Genomic DNA, 20,463 nt, shown 5'->3' on the forward strand with positions numbered 1-20,463 from the left:
TCGAGCGCACTGCCAAAGCGCGGCTTTTTTCCGACATGGGACCTCCCCGACTGGGGGCATGCATGAGCCAAAAGCCGCCGGCAACCGCCGCGTTCGGTGAGTTGTCCGAAAAATCGACGATCGCGACTTCCGTGGTGAGCACAGCTGGCAACCGATGCTGTGTCCTGAAGCGCAGATCGGACCACCAATGTGGGATCGATGACGCAGGCCTTGACGAGATTCTCATAGATTTCGGTCTGGGCGTTGAAGCCAATGTTCGGGTCGTTTCCGTCGGGTAGCCGACGGGCCACGACGCCTCCTTCGTGCCCGGCATTCTCGTCGGGGGTGGGTAATTTCAATCTTTCAGTAAGTTCGTTGACGACATCTTTAATCCGAGCGAATTCGCCATGGCATAGTCGCTCAATTGGTTGACCATTTTTTCATGCCACCTTGACCTCCATACGAAAAAACGGTCATTATCTGCGCTGGAGGTACTCGATGGAACCCGGCAAGACGCGTTTGTATCAGGGGATTGCGCAGGCAATTATCGATAGGATCGCCGGCGGCGAATATCCTGCCGGAACGCGCCTACCTGGCGAACGCGAGCTGGCGGAAGAATTCGACGTCAGCCGTGTTACCATCCGTGAGGCCGAAATAGCGCTTGAGGCGCAAGGCTACATTGTCGTCAAGACGGGTTCCGGCGTCTATGTGCGCAAGGATCGTTCGGTAGGCGGGCGGCCGCTGCCGGACGTGTCGGCCTTTGAACTGACGACCGCACGGTCCGTGATTGAAGCAGAGGCCGCGGCGCTTGCTGCCGTAAACATATCGGACGCCGAAATTTCCGAACTCGAGCGCCTGATCAACGGTATGGCTGAGGAAGACGCCGGCAAGTCCAAGTCGTCGGAAGATCTCGACCAGGCTTTCCATCTCACGATCGCAAAGGCGACTGCGAATCCGGCCGTCGAATTTCTCGTCATTCAGTTGTGGCGTATGCGTAGCGAGTTACCGCGCGTGCGCGAGGTTTATGCCGGTGTGTGCGATGCGAACGCGACATCGCGCGCGGCCGAACATCGCACCATCTTCGAGGCGCTCAAGCGGCGCGACTCGACGGCGGCGCGTATCGCGATGCGCGACCACTTCCATCGCCTTTTCGAGACGATGCTGGTGGCCCGCGAAGACGCCGCGCTCGCCGAATTGCGGCGCTCGCTGGGCGAGGACCGTCAACGGTTCCTGCAAGCTACACACATCTGAATTCCTTATCGTGCTGTAGGCTGGGAACGTACGTCGTAGATGTTGGCGAAGCGCGCCTGGACGCTAATTTCAAACTGTTGATGCACGCGTGATCAGAGCGACGCGCGGCGATTGCGAGCGATAGCCTCTGCACCCTCCCGAAAATTGGTTGACCAATTGAGTTTGTGGGGTTGACATAAATTCCAGTCCAGTTGACATACCACCGGACAGACCAAAAGGTCGTTACCGATGTGGAGGGAATGCGTGAGGGGATCATCCAATTTGCTGAGCCGCGCGAGTTTGGCCTTTCTGGCGGCCGTGTCACCGGGCGCCGTCGCGCATGCGCAGACCGCGGCCGCGCCAGCCGAAAGCGCGCCGGCCGAGGAGCAGGCGCCGGAGAGCCCGCCCCAGTCAGGGGAGATCGTCGTAACCGGCGTACGCGCGTCGATTCAGGGATCGATTGCAAACAAGCGCAATGAGACGATCATCTCCGATTCGCTATCCGCATCGGACATCGACGGGCTGCCCGCGACCAATCTAGGCGACGCCATCGCGACCATTCCCGGCGCGACCACCCACCGCGAGAAGGGAGCGGCATCGGAAATCGCGATTGGCGGGCTCGGGCCGTTCCTGTCGAACGTCAACGTCAATGGCCGTGAGACCACGACCGGCAACGGCAAGCGTTCGGTCAATTTCTATCTGTTTCCATCCGAGCTCATCAATACCGTCGCCGTCAACAAGACCCAGCGCGCCGATCTGATCGAGGGCGGCACGTCGGGCACGATCGACTCGCGTACGCTGAAGCCGCTCGACCGCAACAAGCGCCAGATCCAGCTGAGCGGGCGCGGCATTCTCACGGGCTACGACCATAAGCTCAACGACCCCGCGGGCCTCGGCTACCGCCTGACCGGCAGCTATGTCGACCAGTTCGATCTTGGGTCGGCGGGCGAGTTCGGCATCGTGCTCGGCGTGCAATATCAGCGCGCCAACGAGCCGGAGGAGCTGCTTGGCGGCGGCTCGACCTGGAATGCCTGCCGCGGCGATGTCGCCTACACGGCGTCGCAAACCTGCACGTCGGTGACGCCGCAAAACTACGGTACGACAGCGGTCCCCGCCGGCACGCCTTATTATTTCGCGACGACGAGCCGGAACAACATTCAGTTCAAGACCGGCGACAAGCGCCTGGCATGGATCGGTGACCTACAATGGCGGTCGACCTCGGGGGTCGAGGTGAATTTCGACGTCCAGATCTCGGACTATAAGTTCAACGAGGATCGCCAGATCTTCAACCTGTCCGAGACCACCCGCGGCATGACCAACCTGGTGTTCGGATCCGACCACATCCTCGATTCCTATAGCGGCAACAGCTATGGCGAGGTGACGCCGACCTACCGGGTCCAGGACGAAACCTATCGCGGCGGCGGGCTGAATGTTATCATTCCGGTCAGCGAACGCTTTACGCTGACCGCTGACGGCGCGCTGTCTCGCACCCGACGCGAACGCATGGATCGCTCGGTGCGGCTGCGCACCAATGCGACCGATATCGATGGCGCGGTCGTGCCGGGTGTCACGACCGGTTCAACCGGCGGGCGCATCACCTACGACTTCATCAACTATCCGGACGGCACCCAGGCGCTGGCGCTCAATCCGGCGTTCGACCCGACCGATCCCGACAATTTCAGCGCGGCGGCGCGCCTGCGCCGTGACGCGCAGATCCGCTGGCACGACAACGACATGATCCGCCTCGACGGCAATTGGAAGTTCGACGGCTTCCTGCGGTCGCTTGCCTTCGGCGGACGCTGGTCGAACATGCGCTTCCGCAGCATAGAACAGGATCGCAAGGAATTTAATTTCAACGTCGGAGCGACGCCGTCTTCGTTCAACGGCGCACCGGGGACCTACACCATTTCGCTGGCGCAGATGGCCGCGGCAAACCGCGCCTGCCGCGAGCCGTTCCAGCAGGACGACTTCCTGTCTTCCGACGAGACCAACACGATCACGTCCTGGGCGAGCTTCGATGCGCGCTGCCTGTTCCAGAACTTCCTTGGAACCGACGATCCCGGCGCGAGCAGCGACACCCGCTCGATCGCCAACCGTAATGTCCGTGAGCAGACCTGGGCCGGCTATGCGATGACGAATTTCGGTGGCGATCTGGGCGGCGTGCCATTCAGCGGCAATGTCGGCCTGCGCTATGTCTCGACCGACGTCACCTCTCGCGGGCTGCGCGGCGGGTTCGATGTGGTCAACAACGGCAACGGCACGATCCGCCTTGTGTCGAACGGCCAGTTCGTCGATCTCGTCGACAAGTACCACTATAATCGCTGGCTCCCGAGCCTGAACCTGTCGTTCGACGTCACGTCGAAATTCCGCGCACGGGCCGCGTTTTCGCGCTCGATGACCAAGCCGGACCCGGCGAGCCTCGCCAATGGTCGGACATTCGCGCTCGACGCGTCGCAGACTTCGTTTCCCGATGTGCGGTCGGCGATCTCCTCGATCACCGCCGCGGGCAACCCGCGCACCAATCCCTTGATGTCGTGGAACTACGACCTGTCGCTCGAATATTATCTCAACAAGGATTCGGTCTTTTCGGTTCGGCTGTTCCACAAGGATTTCCAGGGCGCGTTCGTCAACGTCCTGCAGGACGAGACCTATACGGTTGGCGGCCAGACTTTCACCGTCCCGGTCAACGTGCTGCAGTCGAGCGACAAGTCGAACTGGATCAATGGCTTCGAGGTCGCGGCGAGCTATCGCGCATCCTTCCTGCCGGGCGCGCTTAGCGGTCTGGGCTTCCGGGGAAGCTGGGCGCACGCCGCCAGCAATTTCAAGCAGCAGGACCTCCGTTTGGGCGAGCAGGTCGATCTTGGTACAGGCAAGGTCTATTCCGCGCTTGCCGATCCGGTCGGCATCTTCGGCCTGTCGAAGAACGTCCTTACCCTGTCGCCCTATTTCCAGTACAAGGGCTTCGAGGCCTCGGCGATCTACAAGTTCCGCTCGGCCTATTACCAGCAATTCGTCGGCGATCCCGCCCAGAACCGCGTCGTTCGCGACGAGGGCACCTGGGACATTGCGCTGCGATATCGCGTGAACAAGAATCTGAGCCTCGAGCTGCAGGGCACCAACATCACCGATACGCCGCGCTATCAGGACATGCCGGTGCCGGGCAGCTTCAAGGAGGCGAGCTATTACGGTGCGACCTATTTCTTCGGCGCAACCATCAGGTTCTGACCGGATGGCGCTGCTCGCGGGCAGCGCCGCATGAATGGCATGGCCAATAAGGGGCTGCGGGTGAGCAAGTGGTGGGCGTGGTGGATTGGACTGGCGGCGGTCGTGGCGACCCCGGCCGCGGCGCGCGATATCCTGGTCAAGGATCAACGGGCCTTTGCCGAGGCGTCGGCCGGGCTGCAACCCGGCGACACCATCGTGCTCGCCGACGGCGAGTGGCGCGATTTCGCGGCGAAGCTGGTCGCGGACGGCACCCCGGCGAAGCCGGTGACGCTCACCGCTGAGCATCCCGGCAAGGTGATCCTTACCGGGCGATCAAGCCTCGCCGTCGCGGGCAGCTACATCACTGTTTCGAACCTGGTCTTCCGCGGTGGCTATGCCGCGGGCGAGGAAGTCGTGGCGACCCGGGTCGGCAAGCGATGGGCCGACCATGTCCGGCTGACGGGCATCGTCATCGATCGCTTCAACAATCCCGACCGCCGCTTCGAGGATCATTGGGTCGCGTTGTACGGCCGCGATATCCGCGTCGACCATTCGCATTTCGAGGGCAAGAGCAACAACGGCGCGATGATGGTTATCGTGCGCGAAAAGCCCTGGCCTCTCGATAACGCGGTCAGGATCGATCACAATTATTTCGGGCCGCGCCCCCCGCTCGGATCAAACGGCGGCGAGACGATCCGCATCGGGACCTCGACGGAATCGCAGAGCGACTCGCGCTCGATCGTTGAGGACAATGTCTTCGAGCAGTGCGACGGCGAGGTCGAGATCGTTTCGGTCAAATCGGGCGCCAACATCATTCGCCGCAACGTCTTCGTCGAGAGCCAGGGATCGGTCGTGCTGCGCCACGGCAACGGCAATCTTGTCGAGGATAATGTGTTCCTGGGACGCGGCGTCGCCCATACCGGCGGCGTACGCGTGATCAACGAGCGCCAGACCGTGCGCGGCAATTATCTGGAAGGGCTGGCCGGAGGCGACTTCACCAGCGCGATCACCGTGATGAACGGCGTGCCCAACTCGCCGATCAATCGCTATCTGCCGGTGCGTGATGCCGTGATCGAACGCAACTCGATCCTCGATGCCGCGGCGATCACGCTCGGCGCCGGAGCCAGCGACGAGCGCTCGCAGCCGCCCGCCGGGACGCGATTCTCGAACAATCTGATCGTAGGCAGGGTGAACCCGTTCCGCGCCGAGGCATCGATCGCCGGCATTGCTTTTTCGGGCAACGTTGCGAGCGTCGCTCCGGCTGTTCCAGGCGTGTCCGTCGAACGTCGCGCGGTCACCCTGAAGCGCGCTGGAAATGGTCTGCTCTACCCGACCGATCCGGCCCTGGCCGGGGTCGGAGCGTCGCGGGATCTGACGCCGATCGCGCGGGATGCGGTCGGCGCCTCCTGGTATACCAAGCCTGCGGAAAACAAGGCGCCGTCGGCGGGCGTCACGACCCGGCTGTCCGCAGGGGCCGACCTCGCCGCTGCGATCGCGCGGGTCCAGCCTGGCGAAATCCTGATGCTCGCGGCGGGCCGGTACCATGTGACGCGGCCACTGGTCGTCGACCGGCCGCTGACCGTGATCGGCCGCCAGGCGACGTTGACCTTTGCCGGCGGGACCTTGTTTCAGATCGAGGAAGGTGGCCGCCTGCAGCTCGAGGGGCTGACGATCAGCGGCGCCGAGGCGCCGCGCCGCGCGGGCAATGCCGCGATCCGCAGCAGTGCCCGGCCGATGCTCGCCAACTACACGATCGAGCTGATCGATTGCGCCTTTCGGGACATGAATTCGAGCCCGCGCTTCGACGTCATCGCGAGCACGCCGGCGACGCTCGCCCAGGCGATCACTATACGCGGCGGCGCATTCGCCAATATCTCGGGCGCGGTGATCGCCGGGCATGCCGAGACCGGCAAGGAGGGCTATTATGGTGCCGAGCGTGTGACGATTGACGCGGCCGCGTTCGCGGGCGTCGGCACGATCGTCGACCTGTTCCGCGGCGGTACCGACGAAAGCACCTATGGCCCGCAATTCGTCATGACCGGGGCCAGCATCGCCAATAGCGGCCCCTTGCTGCTTTCGGGTGTGCAGGAGACCAGGATCACCGGCAACCGCTTCGCCAACAGCCGCGGTATCGAGATCATCCATAGCGTGGGCTCGCCCAGCACCATCGTCACGGGCAACCTCTTCGCCGCGACGCCGCTGCCGACAATTCGTGAACTTTATTACAAGGGCGCGCCGCGGGCGGTGGTCGCCGACAATCGGAGTGGCGGCTGATGCGTTCCCTGGTCCCTCTCGTCGCGCTTGCCCTGCTGAGCGCGACGCCCGCTTGGGCGCAGGACGCGCGCCCGGTGCTGTCAGACGCGGCAGCATTTGCCGCCATGGTTAGGGACGGTGCGCGCTACCCGCTGTTCGCCGCGGAGATCGCACGGACCCGCAAGGTCGTGGATGCCGCGATCAAGGCCGGGATCGACGTGCCCGTGCCCAGGGATCCAGGTGGCGGCTACACCCATGAGCAGCACAAGAAGAACTACCAGGCGATCTACGGCGCCGGGCTGCTCTACCGCGTGACCGGCGACAAGGCCTATGCCGACTATGTCCGGCGGATGCTGCTGGAATACGCCACGCTCTACCCCAAGCTCGGCGCCCATCCGGCCAAGGCCAACGAGGCGCCGGGGCGCTTGTTCTGGCAAAGCCTCAACGACGCCGTCTGGCTGGTCTATGCCGTCCAGGGTTACGATGCGATCCGAGATACTCTGAGCCCCGCCGACCGCAGGACGATCGACGACAATGTCTTTCGGCGCATGGCGAAGTTCCTGTCCAGCGACGATGCCGCGACTTTCGACCGGATCCACAACCACGCGACCTGGTCCTGCGCGGGCGTGGGCATGACCGGCTATGTGCTGCGCGATCCCGCATTGGTCGCCATGGCGATGAAAGGCCGCGACGGCAGCGGGAAAACCGGCTTCCTGCGCCAGATCGACGAGCTGTTCTCGCCCGACGGTTATTATACCGAGGGTCCTTATTATCAGCGCTACGCGCTCCAGCCCTTTGTCCTGTTCGCCCAGGCGATCCAGGCCAACGATCCGGGGCGCGCCATCTTCGCCTATCGCGGCGGCGTGCTGGTGAAGGCGATCCGGACGACGATCCAGCTCACTTATGACGGCTATTTCTTCCCGCTCAATGACGCGATGCCCGACAAGAGCCTGAAGACCGACGAGCTCTACCAAGCCGTGGCGATCGGCTATGCCCAGACCAGGGATCCCGGGTTCCTGTCGGTTGCCGCGTGGCAGAAGCGCACGATCCTGACGCCCGAGGGACTGGCGATCGCACGCGATCTTGCGACGGGCAAGGCGCAGCCTTTCCCCTACAGCTCCGCGCTATTTCGCGACGGGCCCGATGGCGGGCAGGGCGGCGTCGCCGTGATGCGTTCGAGCTCCGACGACGATGCCGCGGTGCTGGTCGCTAAAAACAGCGCCATGGGCATGGGGCATGGCCATTTCGACAAGCTGGCGTGGATCTTCTACGACAACGGCAATCCGATCGTGACCGACTATGGCGCCGCGCGCTTCCTCAACATCGAGAGCAAGGACGGCGGGCGCTACCTCAAGGAAAATGAGAGCTGGGCCAAGCAGACCGTCGCCCACAACACGCTCATCGTGAACGAGACCAGCAACTTCGCCGGCAAGTGGCAGGTCGGCCAGACGCTCGCGCCCAGCCAACTCTATTTCTCGGGCGACCAGCCGACCAAGGTGTCCACCGCCGAAATGGCCGGCGCCTGGCCTGGGGTCGTCTTCCGCCGGACGATGGTGCTGCTGCCCGTCGAAGGGCTCAAGCAGCCGCTGATCGTCGACCTGCTCCGGGTAACCGGCGACAAGCCTGCGACTTACGACCTGCCGCTCCATTATCTGGGGCAGATCATGGATGTCGGCTTTGCGGTGAAGTCGAACGGAGCCGAGCGACCCGTCCTCGGCAAGGCTAATGGCTATCAGCACATCTGGGTCGATGCGACCGGCACGCCGACTACGGCAAATGCCACGCTGACCTGGCTCAATGGCGATCGCTTCTACACCTATCGCATGCTGCCCCCCGAAGGGGCGCAGGTGATCCTTGGCGAGAGCGGCGCCAACGACCCACGCTTCAACCTGCGTCGCGAGCCGCTTCTGATCGAGCGCGTCGCCGGCGCCAAGGATGCGACTTTCCTCAACCTGCTCGAGCCGCATGGCGCCTATGACGCATCGGCGGAAACCACGACCGGCAGCAACAGCAAGGTCACCGCATTGACGCGGGCCCGCAGCGCCGACGCCGAAATCGTCACGATCAAGCTGGTCAAGGGACGCACGGTGATCCTTGCGGTGGCCGACAGCGCCGATCCCAATGCGGGCCATCGCGCGACGGTGGCGGGCCGGACGATCGATTGGAAAGGGCATTTCGCCCGCTTCGATGGTGCCGGGCAATGACGGCAGGGGCAAAAGGCGGCTTGCGCTGGTGGATCATCGGTCTGGTCGCGGTGGCGACGGTGATCAACTATATCGATCGCAACGCGCTCGCGGTGATGTGGCCGGCAATCTCGAAGGACATCGGCGCGGACAAGGCCGACTACGCGCTGCTCGTCACGATTTTCATGCTCGCTTATGCGTGCGGCCAGACCCTGTTCGGGCGGCTCTTCGACGTGATCGGCACGCGGCTCGGCTTTACCGTCTCGATCCTCGTCTGGTCGGCCTCGATCGCGCTCCATTCGGTCGCGCGGGGGCTCGGCACATTCGGCGTGCTGCGGGCGACTCTGGGTGTTAGCGAGGCCGGCAACTGGCCTGGCGCGGTCAAGGTCAATGCGCTGTGGTTCCCGTCGAACGAGCGCGCATTCGCACAAGGGATCTTTAATTCGGGCGCGGCGATCGGCGCGATCATCGCCGCCCCGCTGGTCGCCTTGCTATTCGATAGGTTCGGCTGGCAGGCGACGTTCCTGGTCGTCGGAGTGCTCGGCGCGGCGTGGTTGCTGCCCTGGCTCCTGGTCTATCGCGGCGATCCCGGCGCGCATCCTTGGCTGAGCGAGGCCGAGCGCGCGCATATCACCGGCAGAACCGCCGATGCCGTGCGGCAGGACTATGCGCCGCGCGTTCGCGACCTGCTGCGGCACAAGCAGAGCTGGGCGATCATCCTCTCGCGCTTTTTCCTCGATCCGGTGTGGTGGCTGTTCGTCTCGTGGCTGCCGATCTACCTTGCTGAAACCTTCGGGTTCAACGTGCAGAAGATCGGGCTGTTCGCCTGGGTGCCCTTCGTCGGCGCGATGTTCGGGAGTTTGGGTGGTGGCTGGCTGGCCGGCGTCCTCATCCGACGTGGTTGGCACGTGCTGACCGCACGCAAGGCGATGATCGCACTGGGCGGGGCGATCATGCTGCCCGCGCTGCTGCTGACCGCAAATGCGGCGACGCCCTTGTATGCGGTGCTGCTGATCGCCGCGATCCTGTTCGGCTTCCAGGTTGCCATCAACAACATCCAGACGCTGCCGAGCGACTATTTCGGCGGCGGCGCGGTGGGCTCGCTGGCCGGGATCAGCGGCTCGGCCGCGGTCGCCGGCACGCTGATCACCACCTGGCTGGTGCCGGTGATGACCGGGCATGGCTATGCGCCGATCTTCATCCTCGCCGCGGCGATCGTGCCGGTGTCGGTCGGCGCGATCTTCTTTCTGGGCGGGCGCACAGCGCCGCTCGCCGATCCTGATGTCACGAAAAGGGGTAATGCATGAGTTTGACGGGAAAAGTCGCAATCGTCACCGGAGGCGGGCGCGATATCGGGCGATCGATTTCGCAGCGCCTGGCAGCCGATGGTGCACATGTCGTGATCAACTATCACAGCGACACCGCAGCGGCTGAGGAGACGCTCAAGTCGATCGAGACTGCAGGCGGCAGCGCCACCTTGTTCCGCGCCGATGTGACACGGCCCGTCGCAGTCGCCGCCTTGATCGAGGCCGCCGGACCCAGGATCGATATCCTGATCAACTGCGCCGGCGGGATGGTCGCGCGCAAGACGCTGGCCGACATGGACGAGGCGTTCTTCGACACGGTGATGACGCTCAACCTCAAGTCCGCCTTCCTCGTTACCAAGGCGGCGCTGCCGCGCATCCCCAAAGGCGGCGCGATCGTCAATCTCGCCTCGCTGGCGGGACGCGACGGCGGCGGGCCGGGCGCGACGATCTATGCGACCGCCAAGGGGGCGCTGATGACGCTGACCCGCGGCCTTGCCAAGGAGCTCGGCCCGCAGGGCATTCGCGTCAACGCGCTGTGCCCTGGCCTGATCGGCACCAGTTTCCATGACACCTTCTCGAAGCCGGAAGGCCGCGCCGCAACCGCTGGCAACACGCCGCTGCGGCGCGAAGGCCATCCCGACGAGGTCGCCGCCGCGGTGGCATTCCTTGCCTCGGATGAGTCGGCGTTCCTGACCGGCGTCAACATGGACATCAATGGCGGGCTGGCCTTCTCATGATCTCGCTCGTCCTGGCCTTGCTGCTCGGCCAGGCCGGGCAGGACGCCAAGCCCCAGCGCACCGATGCGCCGCCCCTCGTTGCCGACCGCATCATCCTGGTCGGCGACTCGACCATGGCGCCGTCGAGCGGTTGGGGATCCATATTTTGCGCAGAGCATGTGAAATCCTCGGTCGCCTGCCTCAACATGGGGCGGGGCGGTCGCAGCACGCGCAGCTATCGCACCGAAGGGTCGTGGGACCTCATTCTCGGCGAGCTGAAGCTAAAGGGCTATCGCTCGACCTATGTGCTCATTCAGTTCGGGCACAACGACCAGTCGGATATTGCCGAGCGCTGGACCGACCTCGCCACAGAGTTTCCGGCCAACCTCCGGCGGTTCGTGAACGAGGTTCGGGCCGCGGGAGGCATCCCGGTGCTGGTCACGCCGCTGGCGCGTCGCGCGTTCAAGGATGGACAGCTCGATAATACGCTCGGACCATGGGCGGTGGCCACCCGGCAAGTCGCGCAAGAGATGAAGGTGCCGCTGGCCGACCTGAACGCGGACAGCGCTGCGCTGATCCAGAAGATGGGCCCAGTGGACGCCATGACCTTCGCTATGGCGCCGCCGCTCCCTTCGGAGATCGCGGCAGCGAAGACCGGCACGACGCTGCCCCCTCGGTCGGCGGCCGATGCCAGGCTACCGGACGTCGCGACCGCTTCCAACGGGCCCCGCGGCCAGATCGTTCGCAAGTTCGATTACACGCATCTCGGCAGCGCCGGCGCAACTACCTTTGCAAGGATTGTGACGTACGAGCTTGCCGCGACGGTTCCTGAATTACGGAGCCAGCTTCTTCCTTGATTCACAAATGTGCGGCTTTGCAACCGCTAGGAGAGTCCTGCGTCCTGTCGACGCGACATCGAGGTCGAAGCTGCGATGATTGATCGGCTAACCAGCGACGTCTCCGCCCGCTTTCGCAGCGCCGCGAGTTCATCTCGTTCCATCGTGACGGAAGGGCTGGCGCGCGGCGGGGTTGCGGCATCAACGAACAATACCCCATTGCGGCCAGCCCCCCGTTCTGTCTCAGGCTCTGATCCGCAATTGCGCGAGGACACGCTGCTCATACCCGGCGCGCCAGTCCGGTGTGCAGGCGGTAGGCATAGGATCATTCGTCTGTTCCGCGCCTCAGGCGCTGGTCGCGCGCGCGGCGCTCGAAATGGGTTTGTCCTCGTCGTTGGCAATTTGCCTCCAAACCTATGCCCAGCTCGGAATGACATGGCGCCGGCCTACACCTTAGCAATTGAGTCGTCCAAATCTGGAGTAAGCGAGACGAATCTTTCAAGCCGCGGTGCTAAAGCATTTTGGAACCGGCAAAAATCTCGTGCGCTTTGGCCACATGAAACGGAAACCGCACTCGACACCGAGCGATGTGTCCGCCGAACAGGGCGAAGTGCTCGTTGATGGTCCCGACGGCGTTGCCCTTTCGCTCACCCCAGAGGCGGCGGCTGAGATGTCGGACCGCCTTCTGCTCGCCGCCGGCCAAGCCAAAGGCCAGGAAATCGAAATGAAGCCCGGGGACGCGAAGAGGTATCCCCGACCTCACTAGCTGCGCAGCGCCCCCTTGATCTCGCGTCTGAGCTGCTTCTGGATCATCTTCCCCGCAAGGTGGTCATCGACATGCGAATATCGCTCGGCCGAGAGTCTGCGTCGGATGTCGTCCAGGCACTGACAGTCGCCGTTCCGGGCGAGCTCGAACGCGCGCTCCAATATGGTCTTCTCGATCATTTATGCTGGGTAATACGGATGAACCCAGGCCGCTGCGATCTACGCTAATGGTAGCGAACCCGACCAGGCGGACTGAGCGCTTCAGAGGGGGAGAGAAGCGCCCAGCCCTAAGTCGCCTGTTGGGACTGGGCGACCTGCGTCCCTTGTACCGCAGGTGCGAGGCGTCCCCGCTAACTAAGGTTTGCTATCGCAGGAACTTATGGCTCAAGCGGCAAGGTTCATGGCTTCAGCGGCTGTCGTGCTTCGTCCAATTGAGGGTACGCGACAAAATTCCCGCGATTGAGGGACACCAGGCGTTCTCGATCATCGCGGAGAATCGCGAGATGATAAGCGAGGCGATGCTGCCAACTGTCGGTCGACCAGACCTTGCCACCGGCGCTCGTCCAGGCGTAGCTTCCGATCTCCGCTGGGGAGACGGAGCGATGTCAGATGCAGAATGCCTGCTATGCCATGGCGCGGGGAGGAGCCTGCACGCCAACGATACCACACCGGCGATGATGGTCCACCAAAGCAAGTCTCCTCGGGTTTGCCCGACATGTGGCGGAAGCGGCCGGGACCCGCGTCGCATGTCCGCTACCGACCTCCTCGACGCCTACAAACAAACCGACGGCGAACCCGTCGACACGGTTGCCGAGGCGCTCGCCGCCGAGATCGAGCGCCGCGGTCTCGTCACTTGATGGTCCCGACGCCGGACCAGTTGCGTGACATCCTCGTCGAGATCCTGGCCGGCGCAGCCGGCGGCACGCGCGAGGAGTGGGCAGCCGTCGTCGGCGAAATCGAAAAGCTGCCGCTCCCCGTCATTGTCGGCTCGAACTGGATGATCAATCCGAAGGGGACTAATTCGCAACTAGAGACCGTTCGAGCGGCTGAGCTGATCGTCCGCGCCGAACACCCCTTTGTGGCCCACTAGGGGCGACGCCCTAGGAAATCGGTTCCAAAATTTCAGCTGACACCGGCTCGCGGCGGCCGAGCGCCGTGCATGGCATCGGCGACGGCAGAATATTCCGGCGCCGTCACCAGCGCGATCAACGCGGCGCTTGCCGCGTCAGCTTTGGAGCTTGCAGATCGCGCGAGTAACTCACGTGCGGCGGTGACCTCATCGGCGGTTGTAAGTGGGACGCTGCTCATGATGTTCTACCTCGGACGGAGCGGAGTCGGCGGGTGCCGGATGTGCTGACTGAGATGCTCGGTGAGATTGCTTGCCGAAACGATTGCAACGCGCTCGCGATAGCGGCGTTCGCACCGGGTTATGGCTGGCAATGCTTCCTATTTCCGAGCACAGGCCGCACGCTGTCGCCGTTATGCGCAAGCGGCGACAGCCCCCGACATTCGCAAACTGCTGCTGGATTTGGCAGAGGATTACCGATCCAAGGCCGAAGCGCTCGATCAAGACCCGAGCAAGAGAAGTGGAAAACCCGAGACAGGAAAGCCCGCCCCCTAGGAGACGCGCCAGCTGCGTTCGACATAGCTGTCGCACGGATTCTCTCGCACGTTCCTGGTCTGATAAGAACCGGACGTGAATCGCGGGTGGTTGGGTCCGAGGTAGGCGCGGAAGGGAACCTGCTTCAAACACAGATAGTCCCGCCTCCGTTACGAAATTGGATAATGATTTCATCGCCGCCTTGATTGCTGTGACCGCAATACGGCCGACCGAGGGTCTGACCGAGCGGCCGCCTGATTGGCCGGCCATTTCATGGCCATCGATCGAAGGCCCCAACGCCGTTCACATGCGGTAGCCTCGCCGCTATTGTAGCCCGACGCGTCGATCACCCACTCGCCCCGACACCGTTTGGAAGCGTTCTCGATCTATGCCGCCCAATCGTTGCAAGGAGTCCGGCGTGAATAAGCGTAAAGCACAAAGAACGGTCTCGACCGGCATCGCCGGACTGGACCAAATTCTTCGTGGAGGCCTTCCGGCGTCCAATCTTTACATCATGCAGGGCGCGCCGGGCGCGGGCAAGACGACCGCCGCGCTGCAATTCCTGCGCGCAGGCGTCGAGGCCGGCGAACGATGCCTCTATGTGAGCCTGTCCCAAACCGCGGCGGAACTGACGGCGATCGCCCAATCGCACGGCTGGACGCTCGACGGCATCCGAATCGAAGAATTATCGGCGTCGGACGCAGTGAACGGCGCGGCCGACCAGACGATCTTCCAGACCGCCGAGTTGCGGCTCGACGAGACTCGCCAGGCAATCGAGCAGGCGATCGAGGAGCATAAGCCCCAACGGCTCGTCTATGATTCGCTGCTGGAGATCCGGCTGATCACCGGCGACACGCCGCGCTTCCGTCGCGAGCTGCTCGGCTTCAAGGCCTTCCTCGCCCAACGCAACGTCGTCGCGCTGTTGCTCGATACCCAGACCAGCGAGACGGCCACCGGCGGCGAAGAGGTCGAGGGCATCGCCCATGGCGTCATCCGCTTCGACAAGTCGCTTGAGGACTATGGTTCGGTGCGTCGGCGCATCGAGGTCAGCAAGATGCGCGGCGTGCCGATCGCCGACGGCTATCACGACATGGCGATCCGCGAGGGCGAAGGCGTGGTGGTGTTTCCGCGCATCGTTCCCGGCGACGCGGTCGATGCGCGCAAGGCCCAGCTTATCAAGTCGGGCGTCGATACGCTCGACGACATGTTCGGCGGCGGACAGGAGTCGGGCACGACGACCCTGGTCATCGGACAATCGGGGACTGGCAAGTCGACGATGGCCTCGCTCTATTCTACCGCCGCGCTCAAGCGCGGCGAGAATGTCGCGCTGTTCCTGTTCGAGGAGCGCCTCGAAACCTTCTTCAGGCGATCCGAAGGGCTCGGCATGGATTTGCGGCAGTTCCACGAGGACGGCCAGCTGATCATCCGCGATTTCAGTCCGAACGAGATTTCGCCGGGGGAATTCGCCCAGATCGTCCAATCGATCGTCACCGAGTTCAAGACGCGCGTCGTCGTCATCGACAGCTTCACGGGCTATCTCAACTCGCTCCCGCACCGCGACAAAGCGGTGCGCGACATCCAGTCGCTCCTGAAATACCTCGCCCGGTCGGGCGTACTGACGATGCTGATCGTTGCCCAGCATGGCCTGCTCGGTCAGAACGTCGGGATCGATGTCGATGTCAGCTTCCTTGGCGACACGGTGCTGCTGCTGCGCATCATGGAGGACGAGGGCCGCCTGCGCCGCAACATCACCGTCGTCAAAAAGCGCCACGGTCCCCACGACCTCGATGTCCACGAGCTCTTCATCAAGAGTTCCGGCATCACGGTGGTGCCGTTCAATCCTCTGCCGACTGCATGAGCGTACCGCATGAGGACGAACCGGCTGCGCTCGACCAAGTCCTGATCCTCGCGCCCTATCGGAGAGACGCTGAGTATATGGGCCGGCTGCTCGCCGAGCACGACATCGCCGTCGTGCCTTGTACGGCGGGCGACCTAGCCACCCACCTCGCGACCGGCCCCGGGGTGCTCGTGACCACCCATGAAGCCTTGACCCCGGCGCTGATCGTCATGATCGCCGATTATCTGCGCATCCAGCCGCCCTGGTCCGAAATGCCCATCGTCGTGCTGCTCGACCGCGCGTCGCCAAACGCCCGAATCCGGGCGACGCTCGAGACGGCTTGGCTAAGGTCGCGGCAGCTCTTCTATCAGCGGCCGCTCGCGCCCGTCGAATTGGTCAGTGGCGTCCAGTCGGCGCTGCTGGCCCGGTTACGCCAGCGCGACGTGCGCGACCATATCGATCGCGAGGTCGAACTTCGCCGCGAACTCAACCACCGGGTCAAGAACATCCTTGCCAGCGTGTCCTCGATCTTCGAGATGACGCGCCGCGGGGCCGACGACGTCGATGCGCTCGCCGAAGATTTCGGCGCGCGCCTGCATGCCCTCTCCCGGGTGCATTCGGCGGTCTTCCAGGCCGAAGGCGAAACGATCTCCATCGCAGAGATCGCCGCTCTGACATTCGACCCGTATCGCCAGATGGGGATCAGCCGGATCGAGGCGCACGGGCCGCCGGTCACGCTGCGCCGCGACGCCGGCACGACGCTGGCGCTGTGCCTGCACGAACTGACGACCAACGCCATCAAATATGGTGCCCTCTCTCGCCCGGAAGGGCGGGTCAGGTTCCGCTGGGAGATTCTCGCCGATCTTCGCCCGGATCTTTCAATGGAATGGGAGGAAAAAGGCGGTCCAGCGGTCGTCGCGCCGGCGCGCTCTGGCTACGGTACGCGATATCTGCGGGCGGCCCTGGCGGGTCTGCTCGGTGGTAAACCCGATATCGATTTCGCGGCCGATGGCCTGCGATGCGCGGTCCAGGGTCCGCTTTCGCGCGTGGCCGGCAACCCGGAGGACGGGGGCGGCGTTTCCGGCGCATGACGAGCGCAAAGAGCCCAACTGCACCGTCCCTTCGCCTCTATTGCGTCGAGGACAATCCGTTGATCGTCTTCCACCTCGAACAGCTGATCGAGGACGCCGGGCATATCTTCGTCGGCTCCGCAAACAGCTTTTCCCAGTTGAAGGCCGATCTTGAAATTACCGACATCAATGGCGCGCTCGTCGATATCGATCTGGCCGACGGCGCCACCGGACCCGAGGCCGCGGCCTGGCTGAAGGCGCGCGGCGTTCCGTCTCTCTTCGTAACCGGGCAGGAGGGCATCGCCGCGCGCTATCCCGACGTGACCCGGGGCATCATCGTCAAGCCGATCGTCACTACCGATTTCGCCGATAAGCTCATGCTTCTCGAGGACTGATCACGCGAGGCCATTCGGGGCCCGCGCCTTGCGACCGGTTCATCGTCGATGGTCTCGCCGAAATGGCGGATCGTGCGGCTTTACCCACACCACCAGCCCAGACGCGACGCTTTCGCGAAGGTCAATGTCGCCGCGCCATGGTCTGTTACGTCCCGCAGTTGAGAACCTTCGGTCGGCGCAGCCGGGTTGTCGGGGAGCCAGCCATCGAAGCCGATCTGGTCGGCGCGCTGGCGCCCGTCAGTGCTGCCAGCGTGAGCTGCGGATTAGAAGCCCAGCTGGACGAAGAATCGCGCCGTGCCGGTCGGACCGGCGCCTGCCACGCGTCGTAAATAGGCGATGCCGATTTCCGCGTCGCCTTTCGCGCTGAGTCCGAGTTGGTAGGTGAGCGCGGGTCCGAGAAAGTGTTCACCTGCGGGAGCCAGGGCGGCGCGGCCACCCAACCGGACGGTCTGCCCGGAGCCCTCTAGGCCGAGCCAAAGGCGGTCCGTCACCGCACGATCGAGCGCCCAACCATAGGCGATACTGGTAGCAGATGCTCCGTCATCCCGCGCACTGCGCAAGATGAGGTCGGCTTGGCCCCACCAGGCGCGAGCGCGCTTTTCTACGATGAGCCGGGCTTCGGCGCCGGTGAGGAATGCATACCGGTCCAGACCGAACTGGATTTCGAGGCCGACGCCAACGGGGGCGTCCGGATCGCTGAACTTGTAAAGGGCGGTAGGCGCGATGCCCTCCATCATCAGTGAGCCGGCAGCCCAGCTGGATTCAAGCTCGGCGCCGAGTGCTAGGCGATCGGTGACGCCAGCCATCACCTGGAGCGAATGTTCCCGCTCGTCCCCGCCGCCCCCGAACAGGCCGAAATACTCAACCTGCCATTCGCCTTTCCCAGGTTCAAGCTGCTCCAGCTGTTCGGGACCTTGGGCCCAGGCCGGACTGGCCAGGCCGCTCAGGATAAAAACAGCCGCCAGCCACTTTTCCGTCAACGCCTAGACCCCGACTTGATCGTGCGGATTGACTCCTCGGCGTTCTCGAACAGTGCGCGCGTCTCGTCAGCGGGGATCGGGCGGCCGAAAAGGAAGCCCTGGGCCTGCTCGCAGCCGAGCGCGCGGAGCGCCTCGGCGGAAGCCATGGTCTCAACCCCTTCCGCAGTCACGGGCATGCCGAGCGCCTTACCGAGGCCAGCGATCGCACTGACGATCTTGCGGCTTTCCGCGCTGTCCATCGACAGAACGAAGGAGCTGTCGATTTTCAGATGGTCGAAGTGGAGTTGGCGCAGGTGATTGAGGCTGGAATAGCCCTTCCCGAAATCGTCCAGCGCGATCCGGATTCCCGCATTCTGGAGCGAGGTGAACACCTCGGCGACGAGGTCGATGTCGTCGATGATCGCATTTTCGGTTACCTCGACGATCAGTCGGCTCGGCTGGAACCCGGTTTCGGCAAGGATCGCCAGAAGTCGCCCCGAGAGCCAAGGGTCCTTAAGCTGGAGCGGCGAGATGTTGATCGACAGCGTCGCATAAGGCGGCCAGGCGCGCGCGGCGATGCAGCCGCTGCGCAGGATGTCATAGGACAGCAGACCGATAAGGCCCAGATCTTCGGCTATCGGGATGAACAGGTCGGGCGCCAGCAGACCGCGCACCGGATGCTCCCAGCGCGCCAGTGCCTCGAATCCGGTGATCCTGTCGTCGGCGAGCGAGATCACCGGCTGATAGTGGGCGGTGATTTGGCCATTCTCGATCGCTGCGCGCAGCTCGGCTTCGAGACTGGCGCGCTCACGCAGGCGCACATCCATTTGCGCCTCGAAGAAGTGGTAGCGGCCCCGGCCGGCACGCTTCGCCTCGTACATGGCGACATCGGCCGACCGCAGCAACTCGTCCGCCGTCGTCGAGTCGTGCGGGCACCTGGAGATCCCGACGGTCGCGCCGATCTCCAGCCGGGCGCCGCCAACATAGATGGATTCGCTCAGGACACGGATTATCTGCCCGGCGGTCCGAGCCGGAATATCCGACCCCGCTTGGTAGCGAATGACGCACACGAATTCGTCGCCACCCAGTCGGGCGATCGTTGAGTCCGGCTCGCATATGCCTGAGAGGCGGCTGGCAACCTCGACCAGCACGGCGTCGCCGACATCGTGACCATGGACGTCGTTCACGGGCTTGAACTGGTCGAGGTCGATCAGGAACACCGCACATTCGCTAGCGGAGTTGCGCACCTCATCGATGGCCGCACTAAGCGCGTCCTTGAGCATTCGGCGGTTGGGAAGGCCGGTCAGCGGGTCATGGCGGGCCAGGAGGTTGGCGTGCTCTTCTGCTTCCTCGCGCTTGACCATCTCACGGCTCAATTCCTGGGCTCGGCGAAAGGCGAGAACGAGTGCTGCAAAACCGCCGAAGAATGCCACCGCGAAAACTTCGTCGAGTTGCCAGGCTTCATGGCTAGCGACAAACACCTCGAACGCGTCAAATGCGTTTAGACGGACGAAGACCACGCCAAGTACCAAAGCCGCGACGAGGATCGTCAAACCTTCGGCGCGCTTGATCATCGAGCCTAGGCCGCTATGAGTGTCCAAGTGCAGATTCCTCTCGCCACGGCCGTTTTCTCCCTTCGACCTAGAGAGTTAGGCGCAATCGCGCGTTAACGGGGACCTCCGGTTAAGCCCCATGGACGCAACCGAAAGGCTGCCGGACGAACCTCGGCGGACAGGCCGCCTGGGGCTCCGCCGGCGGGTTCTCGCAATCGGCCGCGCCACGCGTTGTCGGTGGCCAAGCCGATGATCGAACGCCGACAGGACAAGGACCGCAGAATTGATGTCCGGCCTCATTAGAGCGACTAGATGACGGCAGTGGCCGGAAAGCTCGCGCCGGGCACCGATCGAGCTATCAGCAGTACTCCCGCCGAGCTGACTGCCGATGCTGCGTAGGTCGGTTGCGCCGCTAGATGGGCGCAATGCTGATTTATTGCCGTTGCCCCGAATCTAGGCCTTCTTAGGCCCGATGCGACAACCTCGGGCAACTCGCGCGGCAATTGCGGAGTGATAGGTCGATGCCGCGTTAACCCCTGTCAGCGATAGCCTAGGTCATGAGACGTTCCGACCAGC

General features: G+C 63.7%; 14 protein-coding genes. 11 read left to right on the forward strand and 3 right to left on the reverse strand.

The genetic code is table 11. The features are described from left to right. The first annotated feature begins 477 nt into the window (after positions 1-477). The 7 genes from IAG41_RS15015 to IAG41_RS15045 all read left to right on the forward strand — a co-directional run bounded on the left by IAG41_RS15015 (position 478) and on the right by IAG41_RS15045 (position 11,729). The gene (locus tag IAG41_RS15015; protein ID WP_187729459.1) at positions 478-1,230 is read left to right on the forward strand and encodes a FadR/GntR family transcriptional regulator; all 753 of its coding nucleotides are present in this window, start codon (positions 478-480) and stop codon (positions 1,228-1,230) included. 243 nt (positions 1,231-1,473) lie between these two features. Further along, positions 1,474-4,434 carry a TonB-dependent receptor gene (locus IAG41_RS15020; protein ID WP_187729460.1) on the forward strand — a complete coding sequence of 987 codons (2,961 nt, stop codon included), beginning with the start codon at positions 1,474-1,476 and terminating at the stop codon, positions 4,432-4,434. Between the two features lie 30 nt (positions 4,435-4,464). Next, on the forward strand, positions 4,465-6,687 hold the full coding sequence (locus IAG41_RS15025) for a polysaccharide lyase 6 family protein (protein ID WP_262408679.1): 2,223 nt from the start codon (positions 4,465-4,467) through the stop codon (positions 6,685-6,687). Next, on the forward strand, positions 6,687-8,870 hold the full coding sequence (locus IAG41_RS15030; RefSeq protein WP_187729461.1) for an alginate lyase family protein: 2,184 nt from the start codon (positions 6,687-6,689) through the stop codon (positions 8,868-8,870). The genes IAG41_RS15025 and IAG41_RS15030 overlap by 1 nt, the downstream gene beginning before the upstream one ends. Then, positions 8,867-10,156 (forward strand): MFS transporter, encoded by a 1,290-nt coding sequence (locus IAG41_RS15035; RefSeq protein WP_187729462.1) that lies wholly within the window; start codon positions 8,867-8,869, stop codon positions 10,154-10,156. Before IAG41_RS15030 ends, IAG41_RS15035 begins: the two co-directional genes overlap by 4 nt. After that, positions 10,153-10,893 (forward strand): SDR family NAD(P)-dependent oxidoreductase, encoded by a 741-nt coding sequence (locus IAG41_RS15040; RefSeq protein WP_187729463.1) that lies wholly within the window; start codon positions 10,153-10,155, stop codon positions 10,891-10,893. Before IAG41_RS15035 ends, IAG41_RS15040 begins: the two co-directional genes overlap by 4 nt. Next, positions 10,890-11,729 carry a rhamnogalacturonan acetylesterase gene (locus IAG41_RS15045; protein WP_187729464.1) on the forward strand — a complete coding sequence of 280 codons (840 nt, stop codon included), beginning with the start codon at positions 10,890-10,892 and terminating at the stop codon, positions 11,727-11,729. The genes IAG41_RS15040 and IAG41_RS15045 overlap by 4 nt, the downstream gene beginning before the upstream one ends. A 741-nt stretch (positions 11,730-12,470) precedes the next feature. Here the strand turns inward: IAG41_RS15045 and IAG41_RS15050 are convergent. After that, positions 12,471-12,653 (reverse strand): hypothetical protein, encoded by a 183-nt coding sequence (locus tag IAG41_RS15050; RefSeq protein WP_187729465.1) that lies wholly within the window; start codon positions 12,651-12,653, stop codon positions 12,471-12,473. A 697-nt stretch (positions 12,654-13,350) separates the two neighbouring features. Between IAG41_RS15050 and IAG41_RS15055 the strand changes: the two genes are divergently transcribed. From IAG41_RS15055 to IAG41_RS15070, 4 genes are all read left to right on the forward strand, one after another. After that, positions 13,351-13,563, forward strand: a complete 213-nt coding sequence (locus tag IAG41_RS15055) for a hypothetical protein (protein WP_187729466.1) — start codon at positions 13,351-13,353, stop codon at positions 13,561-13,563. Positions 13,564-14,491: 928 nt separating this feature from the next. Beyond that, on the forward strand, positions 14,492-15,931 hold the full coding sequence (locus IAG41_RS15060; protein WP_222950716.1) for an ATPase domain-containing protein: 1,440 nt from the start codon (positions 14,492-14,494) through the stop codon (positions 15,929-15,931). Further along, complete coding sequence (locus tag IAG41_RS15065; RefSeq protein WP_187729468.1) at positions 15,928-17,001, forward strand: sensor histidine kinase; 1,074 nt, start codon at positions 15,928-15,930, stop codon at positions 16,999-17,001. The genes IAG41_RS15060 and IAG41_RS15065 overlap by 4 nt, the downstream gene beginning before the upstream one ends. Continuing rightward, the gene (locus tag IAG41_RS15070; protein ID WP_187729469.1) at positions 16,998-17,375 is read left to right on the forward strand and encodes a response regulator; all 378 of its coding nucleotides are present in this window, start codon (positions 16,998-17,000) and stop codon (positions 17,373-17,375) included. The genes IAG41_RS15065 and IAG41_RS15070 overlap by 4 nt, the downstream gene beginning before the upstream one ends. Positions 17,376-17,638: 263 nt before the next feature. Here the strand turns inward: IAG41_RS15070 and IAG41_RS15075 are convergent, their stop codons facing one another. Beyond that, on the reverse strand, positions 17,639-18,355 hold the full coding sequence (locus tag IAG41_RS15075) for a hypothetical protein (protein WP_187729470.1): 717 nt from the start codon (positions 18,353-18,355) through the stop codon (positions 17,639-17,641). Further along, on the reverse strand, positions 18,352-19,908 hold the full coding sequence (locus IAG41_RS15080; RefSeq protein WP_187729471.1) for a putative bifunctional diguanylate cyclase/phosphodiesterase: 1,557 nt from the start codon (positions 19,906-19,908) through the stop codon (positions 18,352-18,354). Before IAG41_RS15080 ends, IAG41_RS15075 begins: the two co-directional genes overlap by 4 nt. Between the last annotated feature and the right edge of the window lie 555 nt (positions 19,909-20,463).

The organism is Sphingomonas sp. JC676, from assembly GCF_014489075.1.
Taxonomy (GTDB): Bacteria; Pseudomonadota; Alphaproteobacteria; order Sphingomonadales; family Sphingomonadaceae; genus Sphingomonas.

What these genes read in the sequence shown, in the direction of transcription:
- IAG41_RS15035 (WP_187729462.1), top strand. Translation starts at nt 8,867, where the DNA reads ATGACGGCAGGGGCAAAAGGCGGCTTGCGCTGGTGGATCATCGGTCTG.
- IAG41_RS15015 (WP_187729459.1), top strand. Translation starts at nt 478, where the DNA reads ATGGAACCCGGCAAGACGCGTTTGTATCAGGGGATTGCGCAGGCAATT.
- IAG41_RS15040 (WP_187729463.1), top strand. Translation starts at nt 10,153, where the DNA reads ATGAGTTTGACGGGAAAAGTCGCAATCGTCACCGGAGGCGGGCGCGAT.
- IAG41_RS15070 (WP_187729469.1), top strand. Translation starts at nt 16,998, where the DNA reads ATGACGAGCGCAAAGAGCCCAACTGCACCGTCCCTTCGCCTCTATTGC.
- IAG41_RS15030 (WP_187729461.1), top strand. Translation starts at nt 6,687, where the DNA reads ATGCGTTCCCTGGTCCCTCTCGTCGCGCTTGCCCTGCTGAGCGCGACG.
- IAG41_RS15065 (WP_187729468.1), top strand. Translation starts at nt 15,928, where the DNA reads ATGAGCGTACCGCATGAGGACGAACCGGCTGCGCTCGACCAAGTCCTG.
- IAG41_RS15025 (WP_262408679.1), top strand. Translation starts at nt 4,465, where the DNA reads ATGAATGGCATGGCCAATAAGGGGCTGCGGGTGAGCAAGTGGTGGGCG.
- IAG41_RS15050 (WP_187729465.1), bottom strand. Translation starts at nt 12,653, where the DNA reads ATGATCGAGAAGACCATATTGGAGCGCGCGTTCGAGCTCGCCCGGAAC.
- IAG41_RS15045 (WP_187729464.1), top strand. Translation starts at nt 10,890, where the DNA reads ATGATCTCGCTCGTCCTGGCCTTGCTGCTCGGCCAGGCCGGGCAGGAC.
- IAG41_RS15080 (WP_187729471.1), bottom strand. Translation starts at nt 19,908, where the DNA reads ATGATCAAGCGCGCCGAAGGTTTGACGATCCTCGTCGCGGCTTTGGTA.